The 18,806-nt window shown below is 68.3% G+C and carries 14 protein-coding genes; 3 read left to right on the forward strand and 11 right to left on the reverse strand.

Annotation, left to right across the window (positions count from 1 at the left end; all coding sequences use genetic code 11):
- Positions 1-7: 7 nt before the first annotated feature.
- On the reverse strand, positions 8-922 hold the full coding sequence (locus LK533_RS14415; protein ID WP_229363806.1) for a dihydrodipicolinate synthase family protein: 915 nt from the start codon (positions 920-922) through the stop codon (positions 8-10).
- Between the two features lie 75 nt (positions 923-997).
- Between LK533_RS14415 and LK533_RS14420 the strand changes: the two genes are divergently transcribed.
- Positions 998-2,215 (forward strand): NAD(P)/FAD-dependent oxidoreductase, encoded by a 1,218-nt coding sequence (locus tag LK533_RS14420; protein WP_229363773.1) that lies wholly within the window; start codon positions 998-1,000, stop codon positions 2,213-2,215.
- Positions 2,216-2,228: 13 nt separating this feature from the next.
- The gene (locus LK533_RS14425) at positions 2,229-3,425 is read left to right on the forward strand and encodes a M24 family metallopeptidase (protein WP_229363774.1); all 1,197 of its coding nucleotides are present in this window, start codon (positions 2,229-2,231) and stop codon (positions 3,423-3,425) included.
- A 158-nt stretch (positions 3,426-3,583) separates the two neighbouring features.
- Here the strand turns inward: LK533_RS14425 and LK533_RS14430 are convergent, their stop codons facing one another.
- Entirely contained in the window at positions 3,584-4,876 is a 1,293-nt protein-coding gene (locus LK533_RS14430) for a homoserine dehydrogenase (protein ID WP_229363775.1), read from the reverse strand.
- A 155-nt stretch (positions 4,877-5,031) separates the two neighbouring features.
- Positions 5,032-5,979 carry an isopenicillin N synthase family dioxygenase gene (locus LK533_RS14435; protein ID WP_229363776.1) on the reverse strand — a complete coding sequence of 316 codons (948 nt, stop codon included), beginning with the start codon at positions 5,977-5,979 and terminating at the stop codon, positions 5,032-5,034.
- Positions 5,980-6,189: 210 nt separating this feature from the next.
- Between LK533_RS14435 and LK533_RS14440 the strand changes: the two genes are divergently transcribed.
- Positions 6,190-6,531: a DNA primase gene (locus LK533_RS14440; protein ID WP_229363777.1), complete on the forward strand. Its 342-nt coding sequence runs from the start codon at positions 6,190-6,192 to the stop codon at positions 6,529-6,531.
- Between the two features lie 182 nt (positions 6,532-6,713).
- Here the strand turns inward: LK533_RS14440 and LK533_RS14445 are convergent, their stop codons facing one another.
- From LK533_RS14445 to LK533_RS14480, 8 genes are all read right to left on the reverse strand, one after another.
- Positions 6,714-9,545, reverse strand: coding sequence for a TonB-dependent receptor (locus LK533_RS14445; RefSeq protein ID WP_229363778.1), 2,832 nt, complete (start codon positions 9,543-9,545; stop codon positions 6,714-6,716).
- A gap of 213 nt (positions 9,546-9,758) precedes the next feature.
- Positions 9,759-11,192 (reverse strand): glycoside hydrolase family 43 protein, encoded by a 1,434-nt coding sequence (locus LK533_RS14450; protein ID WP_229363779.1) that lies wholly within the window; start codon positions 11,190-11,192, stop codon positions 9,759-9,761.
- Between the two features lie 26 nt (positions 11,193-11,218).
- Complete coding sequence (locus LK533_RS14455) at positions 11,219-12,232, reverse strand: arabinan endo-1,5-alpha-L-arabinosidase (RefSeq protein WP_420705868.1); 1,014 nt, start codon at positions 12,230-12,232, stop codon at positions 11,219-11,221.
- A gap of 109 nt (positions 12,233-12,341) precedes the next feature.
- Positions 12,342-13,934: an alpha-N-arabinofuranosidase gene (locus LK533_RS14460; protein WP_229363781.1), complete on the reverse strand. Its 1,593-nt coding sequence runs from the start codon at positions 13,932-13,934 to the stop codon at positions 12,342-12,344.
- 197 nt (positions 13,935-14,131) lie between these two features.
- Complete coding sequence (locus LK533_RS14465; protein ID WP_229363782.1) at positions 14,132-14,557, reverse strand: organic hydroperoxide resistance protein; 426 nt, start codon at positions 14,555-14,557, stop codon at positions 14,132-14,134.
- Between the two features lie 100 nt (positions 14,558-14,657).
- A complete protein-coding gene (locus tag LK533_RS14470) occupies positions 14,658-15,788 on the reverse strand; it encodes a sensor domain-containing diguanylate cyclase (RefSeq protein WP_229363783.1) in 1,131 nt (376 codons plus the stop codon).
- 199 nt (positions 15,789-15,987) lie between these two features.
- Positions 15,988-17,742: a DUF885 domain-containing protein gene (locus LK533_RS14475; protein WP_229363784.1), complete on the reverse strand. Its 1,755-nt coding sequence runs from the start codon at positions 17,740-17,742 to the stop codon at positions 15,988-15,990.
- A 38-nt stretch (positions 17,743-17,780) separates the two neighbouring features.
- The gene (locus LK533_RS14480) at positions 17,781-18,788 is read right to left on the reverse strand and encodes an Ldh family oxidoreductase (protein WP_229363807.1); all 1,008 of its coding nucleotides are present in this window, start codon (positions 18,786-18,788) and stop codon (positions 17,781-17,783) included.
- Positions 18,789-18,806: the final 18 nt, after the last annotated feature.

Genomic DNA, 18,806 nt, shown 5'->3' on the forward strand with positions numbered 1-18,806 from the left:
CCTCGTGTCAGGCCGCCTTGGCGATGTCGAGCGTCGGGCGGGTCGCCGCGGCCTTTTCGACCATCGCGATCACCTCTGCACGACGCTCGCCGGTCAGCACCTGGCGCGGCGGGAGCACGCGCTCCGACCCGCGACCCATGACCTGCTCGGCAAGCTTGATGGCCTGCACCAGGTCATGCTCGGCATCGAGGTGAAGGAGCGGCATGAACCAGCGATAGATTTCCAGCGCCTTGGCATGGTCGCCGCGCTCGAACGCGCGCACCAGTTCGACCGATTCGCGCGGGAAGGCATTGGTGAGGCCCGAGACCCAGCCCTTGGCGCCCAGGAACAGCCCTTCCAGCGCGACGTCGTCGAGCCCTGCGAACAGCACGAAGCGGTCGCCGAACTCGTTGCGAAAATCGGTGAAGCGACGGGTGTCGGGCGCCGATTCCTTGACCGCGACGATGTTCTTCACGTCGTGGAGCGCCGCCAGCACGCCGCGGTCGATCACGGTGCGATAGGCGGGCGGGTTGTTGTAGAGCATGATCGGCAGGCCGACCGCCTCTGCCACGCCGCGGAAGTGCGCGACCAGTTCCTCGGCCTTGGGCACATAGACCATCGGGGGGAGCAGCATCAGGCCATCGGCGCCGATCTTTTCGGCTGCCTGCGCATAGCGGGCGGCGCGGCGCTGATCATATTCCGAGACGCCGGTAAGCACCGGCACGCGACCTGCGACCACTTCCACGATCGCGGACAGGACCTGCTGCTTTTCCTCGAACATCAGCGAGTTGTTCTCGCCAACAGTGCCAAGCGCGATCACGCCGGTCACCCCGTCACGGATCAGGTCGTCCACCACCCGCTGGGTTTCGCCCAAGTCGATCGACAGATCCTCGCGGAGCTGCGTCGTCACGGCGGGGAACACACCCTTCCAATCGACCATCATCGGAACCATTCTCTTCTCGTTGCGGACATATACCGTATACGATAGGGATCGTTGCACCGCAACAGGAGAACGGGCGTGCGTGCGATTAATGTGGTGGGGGGCGGGGTCGTCGGCCTGGCGTGCGGCCTGGCGCTCGCGCGGGCGGGCCACAAGGTGACATTGCTGGAGGCGGACACCGCCCGCGGCGCCGCATCCTGGGGCAACGCCGGCCATATCGCGACCGAGCAGGTGGCGCCGCTCGCTTCCCCCGCGGCAGTGCGATCGGCACATCGGCGGCTGTTCGTGCGCGGCGGTGCGCTCGACCTGCCGCTGGGGCGGATCGCGAGCTGGCTGCCGTTTGCGCTGCGGCTGGTCGGGCGGTCGACGCCGCGGCACTTTGCTGCCGGCAGTGCTGCGCTGGGCGGGCTGCTGCACGAGGCGATGCCTGCTTGGGAGCGGTTGGTGGCGGCAATCGATGCGCCCGAGTTGCTGGCGCAGGAGGGGCACTTCGTGCTGTGGGAAACGCCGGAAACTGCCCAGGCAGGTCGCGCGGCTTGGACCGCGGCCGACACTGGCACTGCGCGCTTCCGCGACGCCGACGCGGCGGAGCTGGCCGCGATCACGGGCGTCACCACGGCACCGGTCGCAGGGGCGATCCGCTTTTCCGGCAGCGGCCAGATCCGCGACCTGTCGGCCTTGGCGGCGGCGCTGGAGGCCGCCTTCACCCGCGCGGGCGGGCGGATCGTGCGCGAGCGGGCGGCGCTGCGCATCGTCGATGGCATGGCAGTGGTGCCCGGCCACCCGGCCGACCTCGTGCTGGTCGCCGCCGGGATCGGCTCGCGCGCGCTGATGGAGGCGACCGGCCATGCCGCGCCGATGATCGCCGAACGCGGCTATCACCTCCGCGCCGCCGCCGACCGCTGGCCGGCCGACCTTCCCCCGGTGGTGTTCGAGGACCGGTCGATGATCGTCACCCGCTATGGCGATTGCGTGCAGGCGGCGAGTTTCGTCGAGCTGGGAACGCCGGACGCGCCGCCCGATCCACGCAAGTGGGAGCGGCTGGAGGCGCATGTCCGCACGCTCGGGCTGCCGATCACCGGCCCCTTCCGCCGCTGGATGGGCGCGCGGCCCACCCTTCCCGACTATCTGCCGGCGATCGGCCGCTCGCGTCGTGCGGGCAACCTGCTCTATGCGTTCGGCCACCAGCATCTGGGGCTGACGCTGGCGCCGATCACGGCCGAGCTCGTTGCGGCGCTGGCCGCGGGCGAGCGCCTGGCGGTGGATCTGGCGCCCTTCGACCTCGCACGTTTTTGAACAAGGACACAGCATGACTATCGGCGGATCGAATGCAGCGGCCGAACTGGCGGCAATCACCCCCTGGGCGGATCGCGCTGCTCCCATCGCCGCGTCGGAGCGCCACGCGCGGCTGGAACGCGCCCGCACGCTGGCCGAGGCGAGCGGTGCGGACGGGCTGCTGCTCAACGTCGGCGCGACGCTGCGCTATTTCGCGGGCGTACCCTGGGGGCCGAGCGAGCGGCTGGTGGCGATGCTGCTGCCCGCATCCGGCCGGCCGGTGCTGCTGTGCCCCGCCTTTGAACTCGGCACCCTCGAGGCGGATCTCGCGATCGATGCCGACATCCGCCTGTGGGAGGAGGATGAAGACCCGATCGCGCTGCTCGCCGACACGCTGGTGGCGACGGGCGTCAGCCGGCTCGCAGTGGACCCGCTATTTCCGTTCCAATGGGCCGAGCGGCTGCGGGCGAAGGCGGGAGGCGTTACGCTGCTCGACGGCGCGCCCGCGATCGACGGCTGCCGGATGGTGAAATCGCCGGCCGAACTGGCGCTGCTCGCCCAGGCGAAGGCGATGACGCTGGAGGTACACCGCCGCACCGCCCGCATCCTGCACCCCGGGATTGCGGCGAGCGAAGTGGTACGCTTCATCGACGCCGCGCACCGCGCGATCGGGGCGGCAGGATCGAGCTTCTGCATCGTCCAGTTCGGGCGCGCGACCGCGTTCCCGCACGGGCTGCCGGGCGAGCAGCTTTTGCAGGAAGGCGAGCTGGTGCTGGTCGACACCGGCTGCCTGGTCGAGGGCTATCACTCCGACATCACCCGCACCTATGCGTTCGGGGCGGTGTCGGACGAGGTGCGGAGCATCTGGGCGCTGGAAAAGGAGGCGCAGCAGGCGGCGTTCGACGCGGTGGTGCCGGGCGGGCCGTGCGAGAGCGTCGATGCGGCGGCACGGCGCGTGCTGGAGGCAGCCGGCCTCGGCCCCGACTATCGCCTGCCGGGGCTTCCGCATCGCACGGGGCATGGCATCGGCCTGTCGATCCACGAGCCGGCGTATCTGGTGCGCGGCGACAGGACGCCGCTTGCGCCCGGCATGTGCTTTTCCAACGAGCCGATGATCGTGGTGCCGGACCGCTTCGGCGTGCGGCTTGAGGATCACATGTACGTGACCGAGACGGGTGCGGCTTGGTTCACCCAGCCGCAGCACGCGATCGACCGGCCGTTCGGGGACTGAGGCGCGCGCACCCGTTCCCGCACGTCGCGGCCGTACCCCGGCGGAGGCCGGGGTCCAGGGCCAAGCAGCGCACCGACTGGCGGTGCCCGACTGGGGGTGCTTGGGACCCTGGGCTCCTGCCTTCGCAGGAGCCCAGATAAGGGGCGTCGCAGGCGCGCTCAGCTCTCCAGGATGTGCATCCACATCGGCTCACCGACCAGGCTGGGCGAGCCGCGCAGGCGTTCGAGCGAGGCGGCGACGCAACGCTCCGGCACTTCGTGGGTGACGATCGCCACCAGCACGCTGCCGTCGGCATTGGCGCCGCGCTGCATCAACCGCTCGATCGAGACGCCGGCGTCGCGCATTGCGGCCGCGATCTCCGCCAGCACGCCGACCTTGTCGGCGACCATCAGCCGCAGATAGGCCCGCCCGCGGCGTTCGCCGGTCGGGGCCGCCGGCTGCTCCGCCAGCGCCTCGGCCGGCTCGGCATAGGGAGGGCCGAACTCGCCGCGGGCAATGTCGATCAGGTCGGCGACCACCGCGCTTGCGGTCGGGCCGTCGCCGGCGCCGCGACCCTGGAAGAACAGCCGCCCGACGAAATTGCCCTCCGCTACCACGGCGTTCAAGGACCCGGTAACGTGGGCGAGCGGATGGTCGAGCGGCACCAGATGCGGATGCACCCGCTGGAACAGCCCGTTCGCCCCTGCCTGCGCGACGCCCACCAGCCGCACGCGATAGCCGAGCGTCGCCGCCTCGGCGATGTCGGCGGCAAGGACATGGCGCACGCCCGTTACCGCCACATCGTCGAACGCCGGACGTGTGCCGAAGGCCAGGCTGGCGAGGATCGACAGCTTGTGCGCGGCATCGATGCCGTCGATGTCGAAGCTGGGGTCGGCCTCGGCAAAGCCCAGCCGCTGGGCTTCGTCCAGCACCTCGGCGAAGTCGCGGCCTTCCGCTTCCATCTTCGAGAGGATGAAATTGCAGGTGCCGTTGAGGATGCCATAGACCTGGCCGATTGCGTTGGCGGCGGCACCCTCGCGCAGGCCCTTGATGACCGGTACGCCGCCGGCGACCGCCGCCTCGAACTTCAGCGCCACGCCGCGTGCTTCGGCGGCATGGGCGAGTTCCAGGCCGTGATGGGCGATCATCGCCTTGTTGGCGGTGACGACGTTCTTGCCGGCAGCCAGGGCCGAGCGGACCAGCGTCAGCGCCGGGCCGTCGGAGCCGCCCACCAGCTCCACCACCACGTCCGCGCGGGGATCGGCGGCGAGCGAGGCGGTGTCGTCGACCCAGTCGAAGCGCGACAGGTCGACGCCGCGGTCCTTGGTGCGATCGCGCGCCGAGACCGCGACGATTTCGATCGGGCGACCCGCCCGGCGCGTAATCAGCGCGCGATTGGTGTCGATCAGACGAATGACGCCCGCGCCGACCGTGCCAAGTCCTGCGATCGCGACGCGTAGCGGTTCCGTCATCTCTGCCTCTTTCCGTTGCGCCGCCGGAGACATGCCGGCGGCGGAGCGGCGTTAGCGGAGGGACTGTGGTACAAACAACCCCGACAATGTCGCCCGGCTTTGCAGAAATTGCGAATACGCGAATTCTGCGGATGCGACGGGCGGCGAAAGCGCGGTTACTTCTTCAGCAGGCCGATCTCGACCAGCCGCTGGTGCAGATAATCGTGCGCGGTGATCGGCTGCGGGTAGCGGTTGCCCTCCCCCACGCAAGCGGGCAGCGTCTCGATCAGGAAATCGGGCGCGGGGTGGAGGAAGAAGGGCATCGAATAGCGCGAATTGCCGCGCCGCTCGGGCGCCGGATTGACGACGCGGTGGGTGGTCGACGGCAGCACATGGTTGGTCAGCCGCTGCAGCATGTCGCCGACGTTGACGACCATCGCGCCCTTGGGCGGCTTCACGGCAAGCCACTGCCCGTCCTTGTCGAGCAGCTCCAGCCCGGCTTCCTCCGCACCCAGCAGCAGGGTGATGAGGTTGATGTCCTCATGCGCGCCCGCACGCACGCCCGGCGCATCGGCCGAGACCGGCGGATAGTGCAGCAGGCGCAAGACCGAATTGCCGTTGTCGACGGCATGCTCGAACCAGTTGGGCTCCAGCTTCAGATAGCGGGCGATCGCCGACAGCAGTTTGAGACCTGCGGTGTCGAAGGCTGCGAACAGCTCGGTGAAGGTCTCGCGAAAACCCTCCGGTGCCGACGGCCAGACATTGTCGGCCATCACCGCGCGGAAGCGGTGGTCGGCCGGCAGCTCGCGACCGATGTGCCAGAATTCCTTGAGGTCGTTCTCGGTCGCGTCCTTGGCGATCTCCAGCCCGAAGGGCGTGTAGCCACGCGCGCCGCCGCCGCCCGGCTGGTGATAGCCACGCTTCTCTTCCTCGGGCAGCTTGAAGAACTGCTCGGTCAATGCCCAGGCACGCTCGATCAGCGCGGGGTCGATGCCGTGGTCGGCGACCATCGCGAAGCCGAAGCGCTCGAACGAGCCGCCGAACGCCTGGGCAAAGCCGTCCGGATCGCTCTGCTGGTCGGCAAGCGAGACGAGCGGCACCTGAGTCATGGGAACGTCGGACATGGGGTTTCCTGCAAGCGTATGAATACGGAGCTGAATACGCCCGGAAACCGCCCGCGAACAGCCCTTGTGCGGCGTGCCCGGGCAGGCGCCGCGCGCGCCGGCCCGCCCGCCCGCCGCGCCCATCGGCAGCGCCCGCGGGAACACGCCGGCCCGCCCGCCGTTCGCGCTTTGAAGGCCCAGCGATCCGCGGGCCGGGAGAAGGAGCGAACCATGGGCGGTCACCAGGTGACGGGGCAGGTCCCCGGCGACGACGGCTATGACGAGGAAGGCTATGACGAGAGCCAGCGCGCGGAAATCCTCGAGGTGACGCGCGACGGCCCCTCCGACGGCACGCTGCTCACCGACATCGAGCCCGACATCGCCGAAAGCGACGACGAGGACGAAGACGAGCTGCTGATGGAGGATGACGAACTGGCCGGCGAGGACGACGACGACGACGTCATCGACCAGGACGACCAGGACGAGGACGAGCTGCAGGAAGACTTCGACGAGGACGAGCTCGCCGAGGACGACGACCTGGAAGACCGGGACCGCACCGCGCTCGAGCCCTGAGCCACGGGCCGGCCGCAACCGCGCCGGCGCTGGTGCCGGGCGGTTGCGGCTGCGCGGCTGAACGCGCGCCCCCCCTGCCGGGCCGCGAATGCCGGGCTGAGGGATAGCGACGCAAAAAAGGGGCCGGCATTGCCGACCCCCTGGTTGCCCGGATGCGAGCGGCGGGTGCCCCCGCCGCCGGCTTACATCGAGAAGCGCAAGCCGACCGCGAAGGTGCGGCTCAGCAAGGTGGTGCCGAGATTGTTGGTGTCCTGACCGCCGGCATCGCCGAAGCGGTAGTAGCTCTGCTGCTTCTGATTGGTGAGGTTCACCGCATCGAAGGTCAGGCCGACCTGGTCGTTGACCTTCAGGCTCAGCTGGAAGTCCAGGCTGCTTTCCGGACGGTACCAGACGCCGATCGGGTTGGCGAACAGCCGCGCCTCGTTGTGGTGCAGGAACTCCTTGCGCCAGACATAGGACAGGCGCGCGCCGACCGGACCGCGGTCGTAGGCCAGCGTTGCATTGTACGAGAAGTCCGAGACGTTGAAGAAGGACGAGGTCTCCTCGCCCGTGATGTTGCCCGCCGAGTCGGTCTGCGGGATGTTCTGCTTGGAATCGAGGATGGTCGCGCTGCCGACGAAGCCCAGGCCGTCGAGGAAGCTCGGCAGGAACTTGGGGAACCAGGTCAGGCCGAGTTCCACGCCCTTGAGCACGCCGTCCGAGGCGTTCACCGGGCGGGTGATCGCGAAGTAATCGGTCGCGCCCGCGACGATCCCGTTGTTGGGGATATTTTCGAGCACGGTGAGCGGCACCACCAGCCCTTCGATCTCGCGGCGGAAGCCCGTCACATAGATCGCGCTGTCGCGATCGAAGTACCACTCGACGGCAAGGTCGTAGTTCTTCGAATGGGTCGGCTGCAGGTTGGCCGTGCCCGCGGTGCCGCTGCCATAGCCGACGTTGGTAAGGTCGCCCGTCAGCGCGTAATTCGGGTTGATGTCGGCGAAGTTGGGGCGGCGCAGCGTTTCGCCATAGTTGAAGCGCACCCGCAGGTTGGGCGTGACTTCATAGCGCGCGGTGAAGCTCGGCAGCCAGCGATGCGAGCCGCTGGAGACCGAGGTCTGCGCGCCATTGTTGTAGCGGTCGAAGAAGTCATAGTCGGTGTCGACGTCGACATAGCGGATGCCGCCCTGGATCTTGAGCGGGCGCCCGAAGATCGACACCTCGCCGTCGGCCAGCAGGTATGCCGACATGGTGGTTTCGTCGATGTTGAACGTCTTTGCCAGGCTCAGCTCGTCGGACGTCGCCAGGCCGTAGAGGCCGCGGACGGTGTCGGCATTGTTGTAGAGCCAGGACCCGCTCGGCAGCACCCAGCTGGTCGGCACATCGGCACGGCCGTCGAAGAAGTCGGAGTTGGTGAACAGCGCATCCTCGCCCAGCGTCGTCAGGCTCTGGCCGAGCACGCCGGCGTCCTGCGTGCGCACATAGCTCGCCGCCTTGCGGTTATCGACGCGGATGCCGCCCTTGATCTGGCGGAAGAACCCTTCGTCCCAGGTGTAATAGGCGTCCAGCGTGCCGGTCAGCGCGCTGCCCTTGTCCTTGCCGCCATTGTCGTAGAGCTGCGCGATGTTCCAGCTCGAGGCATCGGTCAGGAGCGAGTCGTCGCTGAAGTGGTAGGACGGGATCCCGCCGCCGGCGTTGAAGTCGACGGTGATCTGGTCCGCCACCCGCTCCGTCCGCATCGCGATGAACGACGTCTTGTAGGTGCTGGTCTGATACGCGAGATCGGCGGTGATCTTGCCGCGCGTGCCCAGGTCCCATTGCCCGTTCAGCGCATAGACGAAGCTGTCGGTCTTGCTGCGGGTGAAGTCGGCGCTGTTGAAGCCGTAGACGTCGTTGGCGACGCGCGACTTCACGATGTTGGTGCCCTCGTACAGCTCGACCGGCTGCGGATTGGCCCAATAGTCGACGAAGCTGAACTGCATGCTGTTGAACGTCTCGCCGCGGAAGCCCGCGTAGAAGACTTCGGCCGTGTAGACCGAGCTGCTGTTCGGCGCCCATTGCAGCGCGGCGTTGAACGCCGGGCGTTCCCGCTTGCCGTACAGATCCGAGCTGAACACGGCGTCGCGTGACAGATAATAGGGCGTATCGACGCCGTTGATGTTGAGCGTGGAGCCCGGCGTCGTCGGCAGGCCGGCGTTCAGGCCCGGCTGCCAGTTGACGTTGCCGTCGCCCGGGAAGATGCGCTCAAGCGCCGCAAGGCCGGAGCCGGCCGGCGGGGTCTCGGTCGCGAACGGGACCAGCGCGCCCGCGGTCACGCTCATGTTGCGGTATTTGGTACGGCTGTAGCTGCCGTTCACCAGCAGGCCGATGTCGCCAATGCCGGTTTCCCAGCGGTCGGAGACCAGCAGCGCCACATTGGGGTTAAAGCTGTCCGCCTGCTCGTTGTAGATGCCGCGGGCGAGGCCGGAAATGGTGAAGCCGTCGAAGTCGAGCGGGCGACGCGTCTTGACGTCGATCTGGCCGGCAAGGCCGGTCTCGATCTGGTCGGCCGAGCGCGTCTTGTACACGTCGACCTGCTTGACGAGGTTGGCCGAGACGTCCTGCAGCGAAAAGGACTGGCCGGCGGCCGTGAAGATGTTGCGACCGTTGAGGGTGGTCAGCGGGTCGGCGAGACCACGGATGGTGATGGTCGCAGCCTCGCCGCCGGTGCGGTCGGTGACCTGGATACCAGTGACGCGCTGGAGCGCTTCCACCACGTTATTGTCCGGCAACTTACCGACATCTTCGGCGACGATCGAGTCGACGATCTGGGTAGCCTCGCGGCGGACGTTGAGCGCACCGACGATGCTGCCCCGCACGCCGGTGACGATGATGTCGCCCTCCCCTGCGTCGGGCTCCGGCGTGGCGTTGGCAGCGTCCGGGGCTGTGCCGGTCGTCTGCGCCGCGTCTTCGGCAGTGGTCTGGGCAAGCGCAGGCGACGCCAGAACCAGGGCGACAACAGATGCGGTGCGCAGGAATACGGGCTTGAAAGCCATGTGCCTCTCCCTCGCCGGGCTTGGAACCCGAGCTTATTGTTCGAAATTAACTCTGACAAAATACGTCAGCGCGCGGGAGTTCGCAAGCGGCTTTCGAAAGGCAGATGGCCGGCAATTGAGCAGGGTTGCGGCAAGGGCGTGCACGGCCGGGTTCGGCGCCGACGGAGCCGCGCCGAACCCGGAAACGGGAGGGGTGAGTCGCCGGACCGGCGTCTAGCTGACCTTGAACAGCGTCTTCTGGCCACGCTCCGTCCGCGCGACCAGCTTCAGCCCGTCGCCGGCATGGGCGAGTACCATGTTCGGGCGCCCCGCCAACGCGAAGCGCACCGTGTCCCGGTCCACCGTCTCGCGCACGAAGCTGCTGCGGAGCACGAACTGGCGATCGCGAAGCGGCTGGGCAAGCCGCACGCTGCCGTCGGGGGCGGCGAACAGGACGCGGTCCGGCGCGTCGATCGGCGCAAGCGCGATCGCGCCTGCGCCGGCCATGCTCTCCACGCTGCGGAACTGGCTGGACGGGATGCTCCCCTGCCCCACCAGCACCCGATCGCCGTCGTGGCGCACGAACTGCGCAGGCGCATCGGCGGGGGAGAAACGGTCCGGAACCGGGCCGTTGCCGACCGGGATGCCGAAGTCCGGGGTGCCGTCCGCGCGATAATAGATGCGCTGGACGCGGGTATGACGGTTCGGGTCGAACAGCGGGTCGCCCTTGATCGCCTTGTAGTCGCGGCCGTGGTAGACCAGCACGTCGCGGCCCTGCTCGTCGACGGTGAAGCTGTTGTGGCCGGGGCCATAGACCTTGGTCACCTCGGAGCTCACGAACACCGGCTGGGGCGACTTGGTCCAGCTTTTCGGATCCATGATGTTCGCGTCGTCCCGCGCGGTCAGCATGCCCAGGCAATAGCGGTCGTCGGTTGCGCTCGCCGAATAGGTCAGGAACAGCCGCCCGTTGCGCGCGAGCACGGCCGGCGCCTCGGCGACCTTGAAGCCCCGGATCTCCCAGTCGAGCGTCGGCACGGTCAGGCGCACGGCCTTGGCGCCAAGCGTCAGCGGCGTCTTGAGCGGTGCGAGATAGAGGTTGGAGTTGGTTTCGATCCCCGGCTCGCGCTCCGCCCAGCAGAAGTAGGAGACGCCGCGATGCTCGAAGATGGTCGAGTCGAGGTTGAAGCCGTCGAACGGCGACTCGAACTTGCCGAGCACCGTCCAGTTGCCGGTCATCGGATCGGGGCCGTCGCACACGATCGCATAGGTGCGGATGCGGAACACGTCCTCGCCGCCGCCGCTGGGGCCGGCGGCGAAATACATCACCCACTTGCCCTGCAAGAGGTGGAGTTCGGGCGCCCAGAGGAAGCCCGACATCGGCCCGCTCGCCTGGTGGCGCCACAGCACCCGCTCCTCGGCCGTCGCGAGGCCGGCGAGCGTGCGCGAGCGGCGCAGCACCAGCCGGTCGTACTCGGGCACCGAACCCGTCAGGTAGTAATAGCCGTCGGTGTGGCGGAACACCTGCGCGTCGGCGCGCTGCTTGACGAGCGGGTTTACCGGCACGGGGGCAGCGGCGGGCGCGGAGGCGCGCAGGCCGGCGCTCGCGGCCTGGGCGATGGCGACGCTGCCGGCGGCACCGGCGAGGAAGAAGCGGCGGTCGAGGTGCATGGCGGTTCCCTGGGTTCGGCGAGAGGTCATTGGGCGGCGACGGGCCAGCCGTCCGGCCCCCATGTCACGGGTGCGATGCGCAGCGTCGGCGCGCCCTGCTTCTCCCGATCATAGGCGTGGTAGGCGACGTAATCGCGGCCGTCCTTGTCGTGCAGCCAGCCGGCATGGCCGGGGCCGCGGTAGCGCTGCTTTTCCTCAAGGTCGGCGCGCAGGAAGATCGTGCCCCTGCCCTCCATCAGCGCGCTGCCATCCTTGCCCAGATACGGCCCGGTGATGTCCTTCGAACGGCCGACCACGGTGTAATAGGTGCTGTTCACGCCCTTGCAGCAATAGTCATAGGACACGAGCAGATAATAATAGTCGCCATGCGGCACGATGAACGGCGCTTCGACCGGCGCTGCGGCACCGGCGGGCGCCATGCGGCGAGCGAGCGAGTAGCGCTTTTCCTTCGATTGAAGGAGCTTGCCGGTCTTCCTGTCGAGCTCGAACAGCTTGATGCCGCTCCAGAAGCTGCCGAGCGACAGCCAGTGGCGACCCTGGCGGTCCACGACGAAGTTGGGATCGATGGCATTGAAGTCGTCGCTGGGCATCGACTGCACCACCAGCCCTTCGTCGCGCCAGGCGAACTTGGGCGACTTCGGGTCCAGCGTGGCGTTGGTCGCCATGCCGATCGCCGAACGGTTCGAACCGAAGGTGGAAACCGAATAATAGAGCCGCCAGCGGCCGTTCACGAAGCTGATGTCGGGCGCCCACATGCCGTTGGTGCCGGGCACCGCCTTGGTGGCCCAGTCCGGCAGCCTGGTGAACACCGGCGCGCCTGCGGTCCAGTGAACGAGGTCCGGCGAGCTCTTGGTCTCGACCAGCCGGTCGCCATGGCCGGTGCCGAATACATAGTAGGTGTCGCCGTCGCGTGCGATCACGGGATCATGGGTGGGGATGAGGTCGCCGGCAAGGCGCTCGTTGAGACTGGGCGCCTGCTGTGCCGGTGCAGCGGCGGCACCGAGCGCGAGTGCGGCTCCCAGTAGAAACGACCGAACCATCCTCATCCTCTCCTCCGCCGGTGCTCCTGCGCAAGCAGGAGCCCGGGGTTTCTATGCGTACCGCCTGTGGCCCTGGGCCCCCGCCTGCGCGGGGGCACAAGGTTGCGGGTTACTGCAGTTCGAGCACGACCACCGACTTGGCCGGCAGCGTCACCGTCAGCGTGCCGCCGTTCACCTGCGCGCCGTTGAAGGCGGCGGGCTTCACGGCTTCGGGCGCGTCGAACGTGTTGTGCGCGTTGATCGCGGGCGCGGTCAGCACCCGGCCGCTCACCGAGCCGGCGGTGATGCCGTCCAGCTTCACGGTCACGGTGTTCGCCTGGTTCGGGTCGAGGTTGGACAGGCCGATGTGGACCTTGCCATCCTTGCCGCGCACGGCCGAGCCGCTGACCGCACGCATGGTGAACTCGTCCTTGTTGTACCAGGGCGAGTTGATCGTGATCGGCAACACCTTGGCGTCCTGCCAAGGCTTGTACATCTCGAACACATGATAGGTCGGCGTCAGCACCATCTTGCTGCCATCCGTCAGGATCATCGCCTGCAGCACGTTCACCATCTGCGCGATGGCGGTCATGCGGACGCGATCGGCATGCTTGGCAAAGATGTCGAGGTGGATCGAGGCGACCAGCGCGTCGCGCAGCGTATTCTGCTGGCGAAGGAAGCCGGGGTGCGTGCCCGGATCCTGGGCATACCAGGTGCCCCATTCGTCCACGGCCAGGAAGACGCGCTTCTGCGGGTCGTACTTGTCCATGATCGCGCTGTGCTTGGTCACCAGCTCGTCCATGCGCCATGCGCCGGCAAGCGCATCGGCCCAGCCATTCTCGTCGAAGTTGACCGGGTCCGCCTTGGGCGGCCAGCCGCCCTGCGGCAGCGTGTAGTAATGAAGCGACAGCGCATCGAGCTGCGGCGCTGCCACGCGCATCATCGTTTCGGTCCAGTTATAGTCGTCGACGTTCGCTCCGGCGGCGATCTTCAGGATCCGGGTGCCGGCAGGCGCCTTGATGAAGGTCGCGTAGCGGCGCGTCTCGTCGGCGGCAAACTCCGGCCGCATGTTGCCGCCGCAGCCCCACAGCTCGTTGCCGACGCCGAAATACGGTACCGCCCACGGCGCCTTGTGGCCGTTCTTGGCGCGCTCGTCGGCCAGGCTGCCGGCGGGCGAGGTCATGTACTCGACCCACTCCGCCATTTCGCGCGGGGTGCCGTTGCCGACGTTGCCGGCGACATAGGCCTCTGCCCCGACCTGGCGCAGCAGCTCGAAGAATTCGTGGGTGCCGACGGTGTTCGGCTCGGTCACGCCGCCCCAGTGGGTGTTGATCTTGACCGGGCGCTTGTTCTGCGGGCCGACGCCCTCCCGCCAGTGATATTCGTCGGCAAAGCAGCCGCCGGGCCAGCGGATCACCGGCACCGCGAGATTCTTCAGCGCAGCGACCACGTCGTTGCGGAAGCCATTGGTGTTCGGGATCTTGGAGTTCTTGCCGACCCACAGCCCTTCATAGATGCCGTTGCCCAGATGCTCGGCGAACTGGGTGAAGATGCGGCGGTCGTAGACCGGACCCGGCTGGTTGCCCGCGATCGAGACGGTGGCGGTGCCGGCGGCGGGGGCCTGGCTGGGCGCAGCGGGCGTCGGCGCGGTCTGGGCGCTGGCGGCGATCGGTGCTGCCGAGAGCATCAGCGCAAGCGCTGCGCGGCGAAGGGTGCGGATCATGGGTTCGTCTCTCTCCCGTTGCTGCCGCGACCAGGGGCCGCAGCGGATTCCCACCCTCTTTGGGGTGTGCGCATCGCATTACTCGGACATATTGCAGCGTCGCCACGAAGGCAATCGCGTTCGGACCAGCAACGCAACGTAAAACGGGCGAGGTGTCGCCACCCCGCCCGCCCTGGGAGAACCGGGAATGCGCCGTGTCAGGCGACGGTCAGGCCGACGTCGACATTGTTGCGGGTGGCGTTGGAATAGGGGCAGACTTGGTGCGCCGCCTCGACCAGCTTCTCGGCCTCGGCGCGCTCGACGCCGGGCAGCGACACCTGCAGGTCGGCGGTGATGCCGAAGCCACCCTCGGCACGTGGGCCGATGCCGACGGTTGCGGTGACGCTGGTGTCGGCTGGCACGGGGATCTTGAGCTGATGGCCCACTGCCTTGAGCGCGCCGATGAAGCAGGCGGCATAGCCGGCCGCGAACAGCTGCTCCGGATTGGTACCCTCACCGCCTGCGCCGCCCAATTCCTTGGGCGTCGACAGCTGGACCTCGAAGTTGCCGTCGGCAGTGCGGGCGCGACCGTCGCGGCCTCCGGTGGCGGTGGCGGAGGTGCGGTACTTCACGTCGACAGACATAGCGGCTCCTTTGAACATGATTGGTTATTGCGATAAGCAATATGGGCGCGCCGGCGCCAGCTGTCCAGTGCCCTCTGCGGTACGCGGTCGCCCTGCTGCGTCAGCTCGCCAGCATGGCGCGATCACGGCCCGCCGCCTTGGCGCGGTACAGCGAGGCATCGGCGCGGGCCATCGCACGCGACAAATCGGCATCGTCTTCGATGAGCGCCACGCCCAGGCTTGCGGTTGCAGCGGGTGCCTCGGCAGTTCCGGTCGCAAAGCTGAAGCGCAGCGCCTCGGTGATGTGCTGCACCTCGACCGGGCCGTCGACCGGCGTGACCACCAGGAACTCATCGCCGCCCAGCCGCACCAGACATCCGTCCCGCTGCTCCAGAACCGCATGCGCGCGCTCTGCAAACGCGACCAGCACCGCATCGCCATGGGCGTGGCCGTGGCGGTCGTTGATCGCCTTGAAATGATCGACGTCGATCAGGATCACCGCGCTGCCGCATTTGGAAAGCTGCGCGCGATGCGTGTCCAGCCAGCGCCGGTTCCACGCCCCCGTCAGCGGATCGCGCAGCGCACTTTCGCGAAGCGCGTCACTGGCAAGTTCGGCCGGCTTCCACAACAGGCCCAGGCTGAGGATCGGCAGCAGCACCTGGTCGGCGAGCATCGGCAGCATGCCGGCCTCCACCCCGAACGGAACATCGCCATGCCAGAGCGCAAAGGTCAGGAGATAGGTCGGCACATAGGCGAGCAACGCCGCCCCGGCGAGGCGGCCGCCGCGCATGACCTTGCCACGGCGAAAGCACAGCATGCTGCCCACCGCCAGCTTGGTGAGCGCAATGCCGATCATGGGCGCTTCGCGCACCAGGACATTCGCGTGGAAGCCGAGTTCGCGGCCCACGGTGAGGCTGGGAAGCAGCGCCCCCAGAGCCGTGCCGACGAGCGGCAGGATCATCCAGCCGGACAGCAGCCGCCGGCTGTGGAAGCGGCGCACGCCGACCAGGATCAGCAGGTCCGACAGGGGAATCAGCGACAAGAGCAGCGCCGTTGCGATCGGCGCCGACCCGACGCCCAGTATCGCCAACCCGAGCAGCGATGCGACATAGCAGACCTGGCTCATGCCCCAGTCGACGAGGAACCCCTGCGTCCGCCGGGTCGTCCAGATGATGAAGAACACCAGCGCGAACCCCGCGCTCATCAGCATGTCGCACAGCCCCAGCGTCGCCATGTCGGGCGTGAATATCATCCGCATCCCCCGCTTGCCCGACGTGGTAGCCTGCCCCCCGGCAGGTCCGCATTCGAGCGGCGCGGAAGCTTGCCGTCGGCCCGGCAGCGGTCAATCGTGAAGCGGCGATCTGCAGGGAGTCTCTGTCCCGGAACGGGACGGGCGGCGGGACATCTGCCCCGCCGCCCGCTGCGTCCTGGCTCGCGATGAAGCGAACCGATTATTTGGTGTCCGAGTACGGCCCCTTGCCACCGTCGGCGATCAGCTGGTCGACGCGCGCGTCCACCACGGGCAGCGGCACCGACCCGAGCTCAAGCACGGCATCGTGGAAGGCGCGGATGTCGAACTTGGGGCCGAGCGCCTTTTCGGCCTTGGCGCGCGCGTCCTGGATCGCAAGCTCGCCCAGATAATAGGACAGCGCCTGCCCCGGCCAGGCGATGTAGCGATCGACCTCGGTCGTGATCTCGTGGTCGGCGAGCGCGGTGTTGTCGTGGAGGTATTTCTGCGCCTGCTCGCGGCTCCAGCCCTTGGTGTGGATGCCGGTGTCGACCACCAGCCGGGCCGCGCGCCACATCTGATAGCTCAGCATGCCGAACACCTCATAGGGCGTCTCGTACATGCCCATCTCTTCGCCCAGCGCCTCGCAATAGAGCGCCCAGCCCTCACCATAGGCCGAGATGTAGCTGTCGCGGCGGAATGCCGGCAGGTCGGTATTCTCGGCTGCCAGCGGCATCTGGAAGGCGTGGCCCGGCGCGCTTTCGTGCAGGGTCAACGCCGGCAGCGAATAGAGCGGTCGTGCCGGCAAATTGTAGGTGTTGACCAGGTAGATGCCGGGACCGCCGCGGCCGCCGGTGTAGAAGGGCGCGACCTCGTCCGGCACCGGCTTGATCGCGAAACGGCCGCGCGGCAGCCGGCCGAAATACTGGCTGGCCTTGCCGTCAAAGGTCTTGGCGATCCAGGCGGCACGATCGAGCAGGTCCTGCGGCGTCTTGGCATAGAATTGCGGGTCGGTCCGCAGGAAGGTCAGGAACGCCGGCAGGTCGCCCTTGAACCCCACCTGCTGCATCACCTCCAGCATGCGCGCGCGGATCTTCGCCACTTCCGAAAGCCCGATCGCGTGGATCTGGTCCGGCGTCTTGTCGAGCGTGGTGAACTCGCGGATCTTGGACTGGTAATATGCCTTGCCGTCGGGAAGGCTGTAGGCGTCGAGCGGCTTGCGGGCGCCCGGTATGTACTCGCTGCGCAGGAAGGTCAGCAGCTTGGCGTGCGCGGGCACCACCGCCTCGCGGATCGCCGCCTCGCCTTCCTTGCGCAACGCGGCCTGAGTGGCGGCGGGGATGGTCGGCGGCATCTTGGCGAAAGGCGCGTAGAAGGCCTGGCCGTCGAGCGACTTGGCCTCTGCCACCTGGGCGACGCCGATCTCGCGGCCGACAAGCGTGATTGCCGGCGGCGTGAAGCCGCGCTTCAGCCCGGCGCGCATGTTTGCGACCTGCTGGTCGTAATAGCGCGGCACTTCGCGCAGCATCGCGATGTAGTTGCGATAGTCCTGCTCGGTCTTCAGCGGCTCGCGCGCCCAACCGGCGATGTCGCCCCAGAAGCTGGTGTCGGCGTTGAGCGGCTTTTCATATTCGCGGTAGCGCTGTTCGGCGAGCAGCGCGTCGATCTGCCCCTTGTACACCGCATAGTTGACGCGGTTTGCGGGCGAGAGCGCCGCCTGGTCGATGGCGGCGAGCGCGCGTTCGGTGTCGGTCCAGCGCTTGAGCTTCACCGCCTGCCATTCGGGGCCGACGTCGGGCAGCCGCTTGGGTGCGCCTGCCGGGCTGTCCTCGTTGGGCGCGGACTGGTGCTGCCGCCATTCCCATTCGGCGGTGTAGATGGCCTCGAACCGCTGGTCGGCGGCCTGGGCGGCCTGACCCGACTGCCCCAGCGTTGCCGCGAACGCAGCATCCAGCGCCGCGACCGGACCCAGTATCATCAACGCCGCCCCAAGCAGAAACCGTGTCCCCCGCATGCCTATGCCTCGCCTCCCGTCGCCAGCGCCATCAAGTCGGCATGGAGAGGCGCGGGCACCCGCACGCCTTCCACCAGGCTGCGCCGGCGCGCGGCATAGCGCCGTGCTCCGGGCAGCCGCGCACCCTGTTCCTCGATCGCCGCGAACATCGCCTCTGCGCGGGCGAGGTGTTCGGCGACCCCCGCCCCCAGGAAACCGGCGGGATCGATCGCGAGAATGAGTTCGCCGCCCAGCGGCGAGGCGCCGGCGCCGCCATCGGCCGCCATCGACTCCCGGCTGGTCATGTCGCCGATCAACGGCCCAGCGATCAGCTCGACCATCGCGGCGAGCGCCGAGCCCTTGTGCCCGCCAAAGGTCCGCATCGCCCCCGCCAGCACTGCGGCGGCGTCCGTCGTCGGCTGGCCATCGGCGTCATAGCCCCAGTCATCCGGCACCGGCTTGCCGGCGCGGCGGTGAAGCTCGATCTCGCCGCGCGCGACCGCGCTGGTGGCGAAGTCGAACACGAACGGCTCGCGCTCCGGACGCGGCCAGGCAAAGGCGATCGGGTTGGTGCCGAACACGGGCTCGGTACCCCCTGCCGGGGCCACCCAGCTGTGGCTCGGGGTGAAGGCGAGCGCGACCAGGCCCTGCTCGGCCAGCGCCTCGACCTCCGGCCAGAGTGCGGCGAAGTGCACGACGTTGTTCAGCGCCAGCGCGGCGATGCCGAACGCCCGAGCCTTTTCCACCAGCAGCGGCTTGCCGCGTTCAAAGGCGAGCTGGGCGAAGCCGCCGCCGCCATCGACGCGCACCAGCGCCTGCGCCGGCTCGCTCACCACCGGCACCGCGTCCTTGGACACCCGGCCGGTGGCGATGCTGCGGGTGGCGACCAGCAGCCGGTACACGCCGTGCGAGCCGCAGCCATCGCGCTCGCCGGACACCAAAGTCTCGGCAACCGCCGCGGCATGCTCCGGCGTCAGGCCGGCGCCGGACAGCACGCCGCGCGAAAGCTGGCGCACCTCGTCCAGCGTCATCGCCACCGTGTCGGGGGC

The sequence above is a fragment of the Sphingomonas sp. PL-96 genome (genome assembly GCF_020707215.1).
Lineage (GTDB): Bacteria > Pseudomonadota > Alphaproteobacteria > Sphingomonadales > Sphingomonadaceae > Sphingomonas.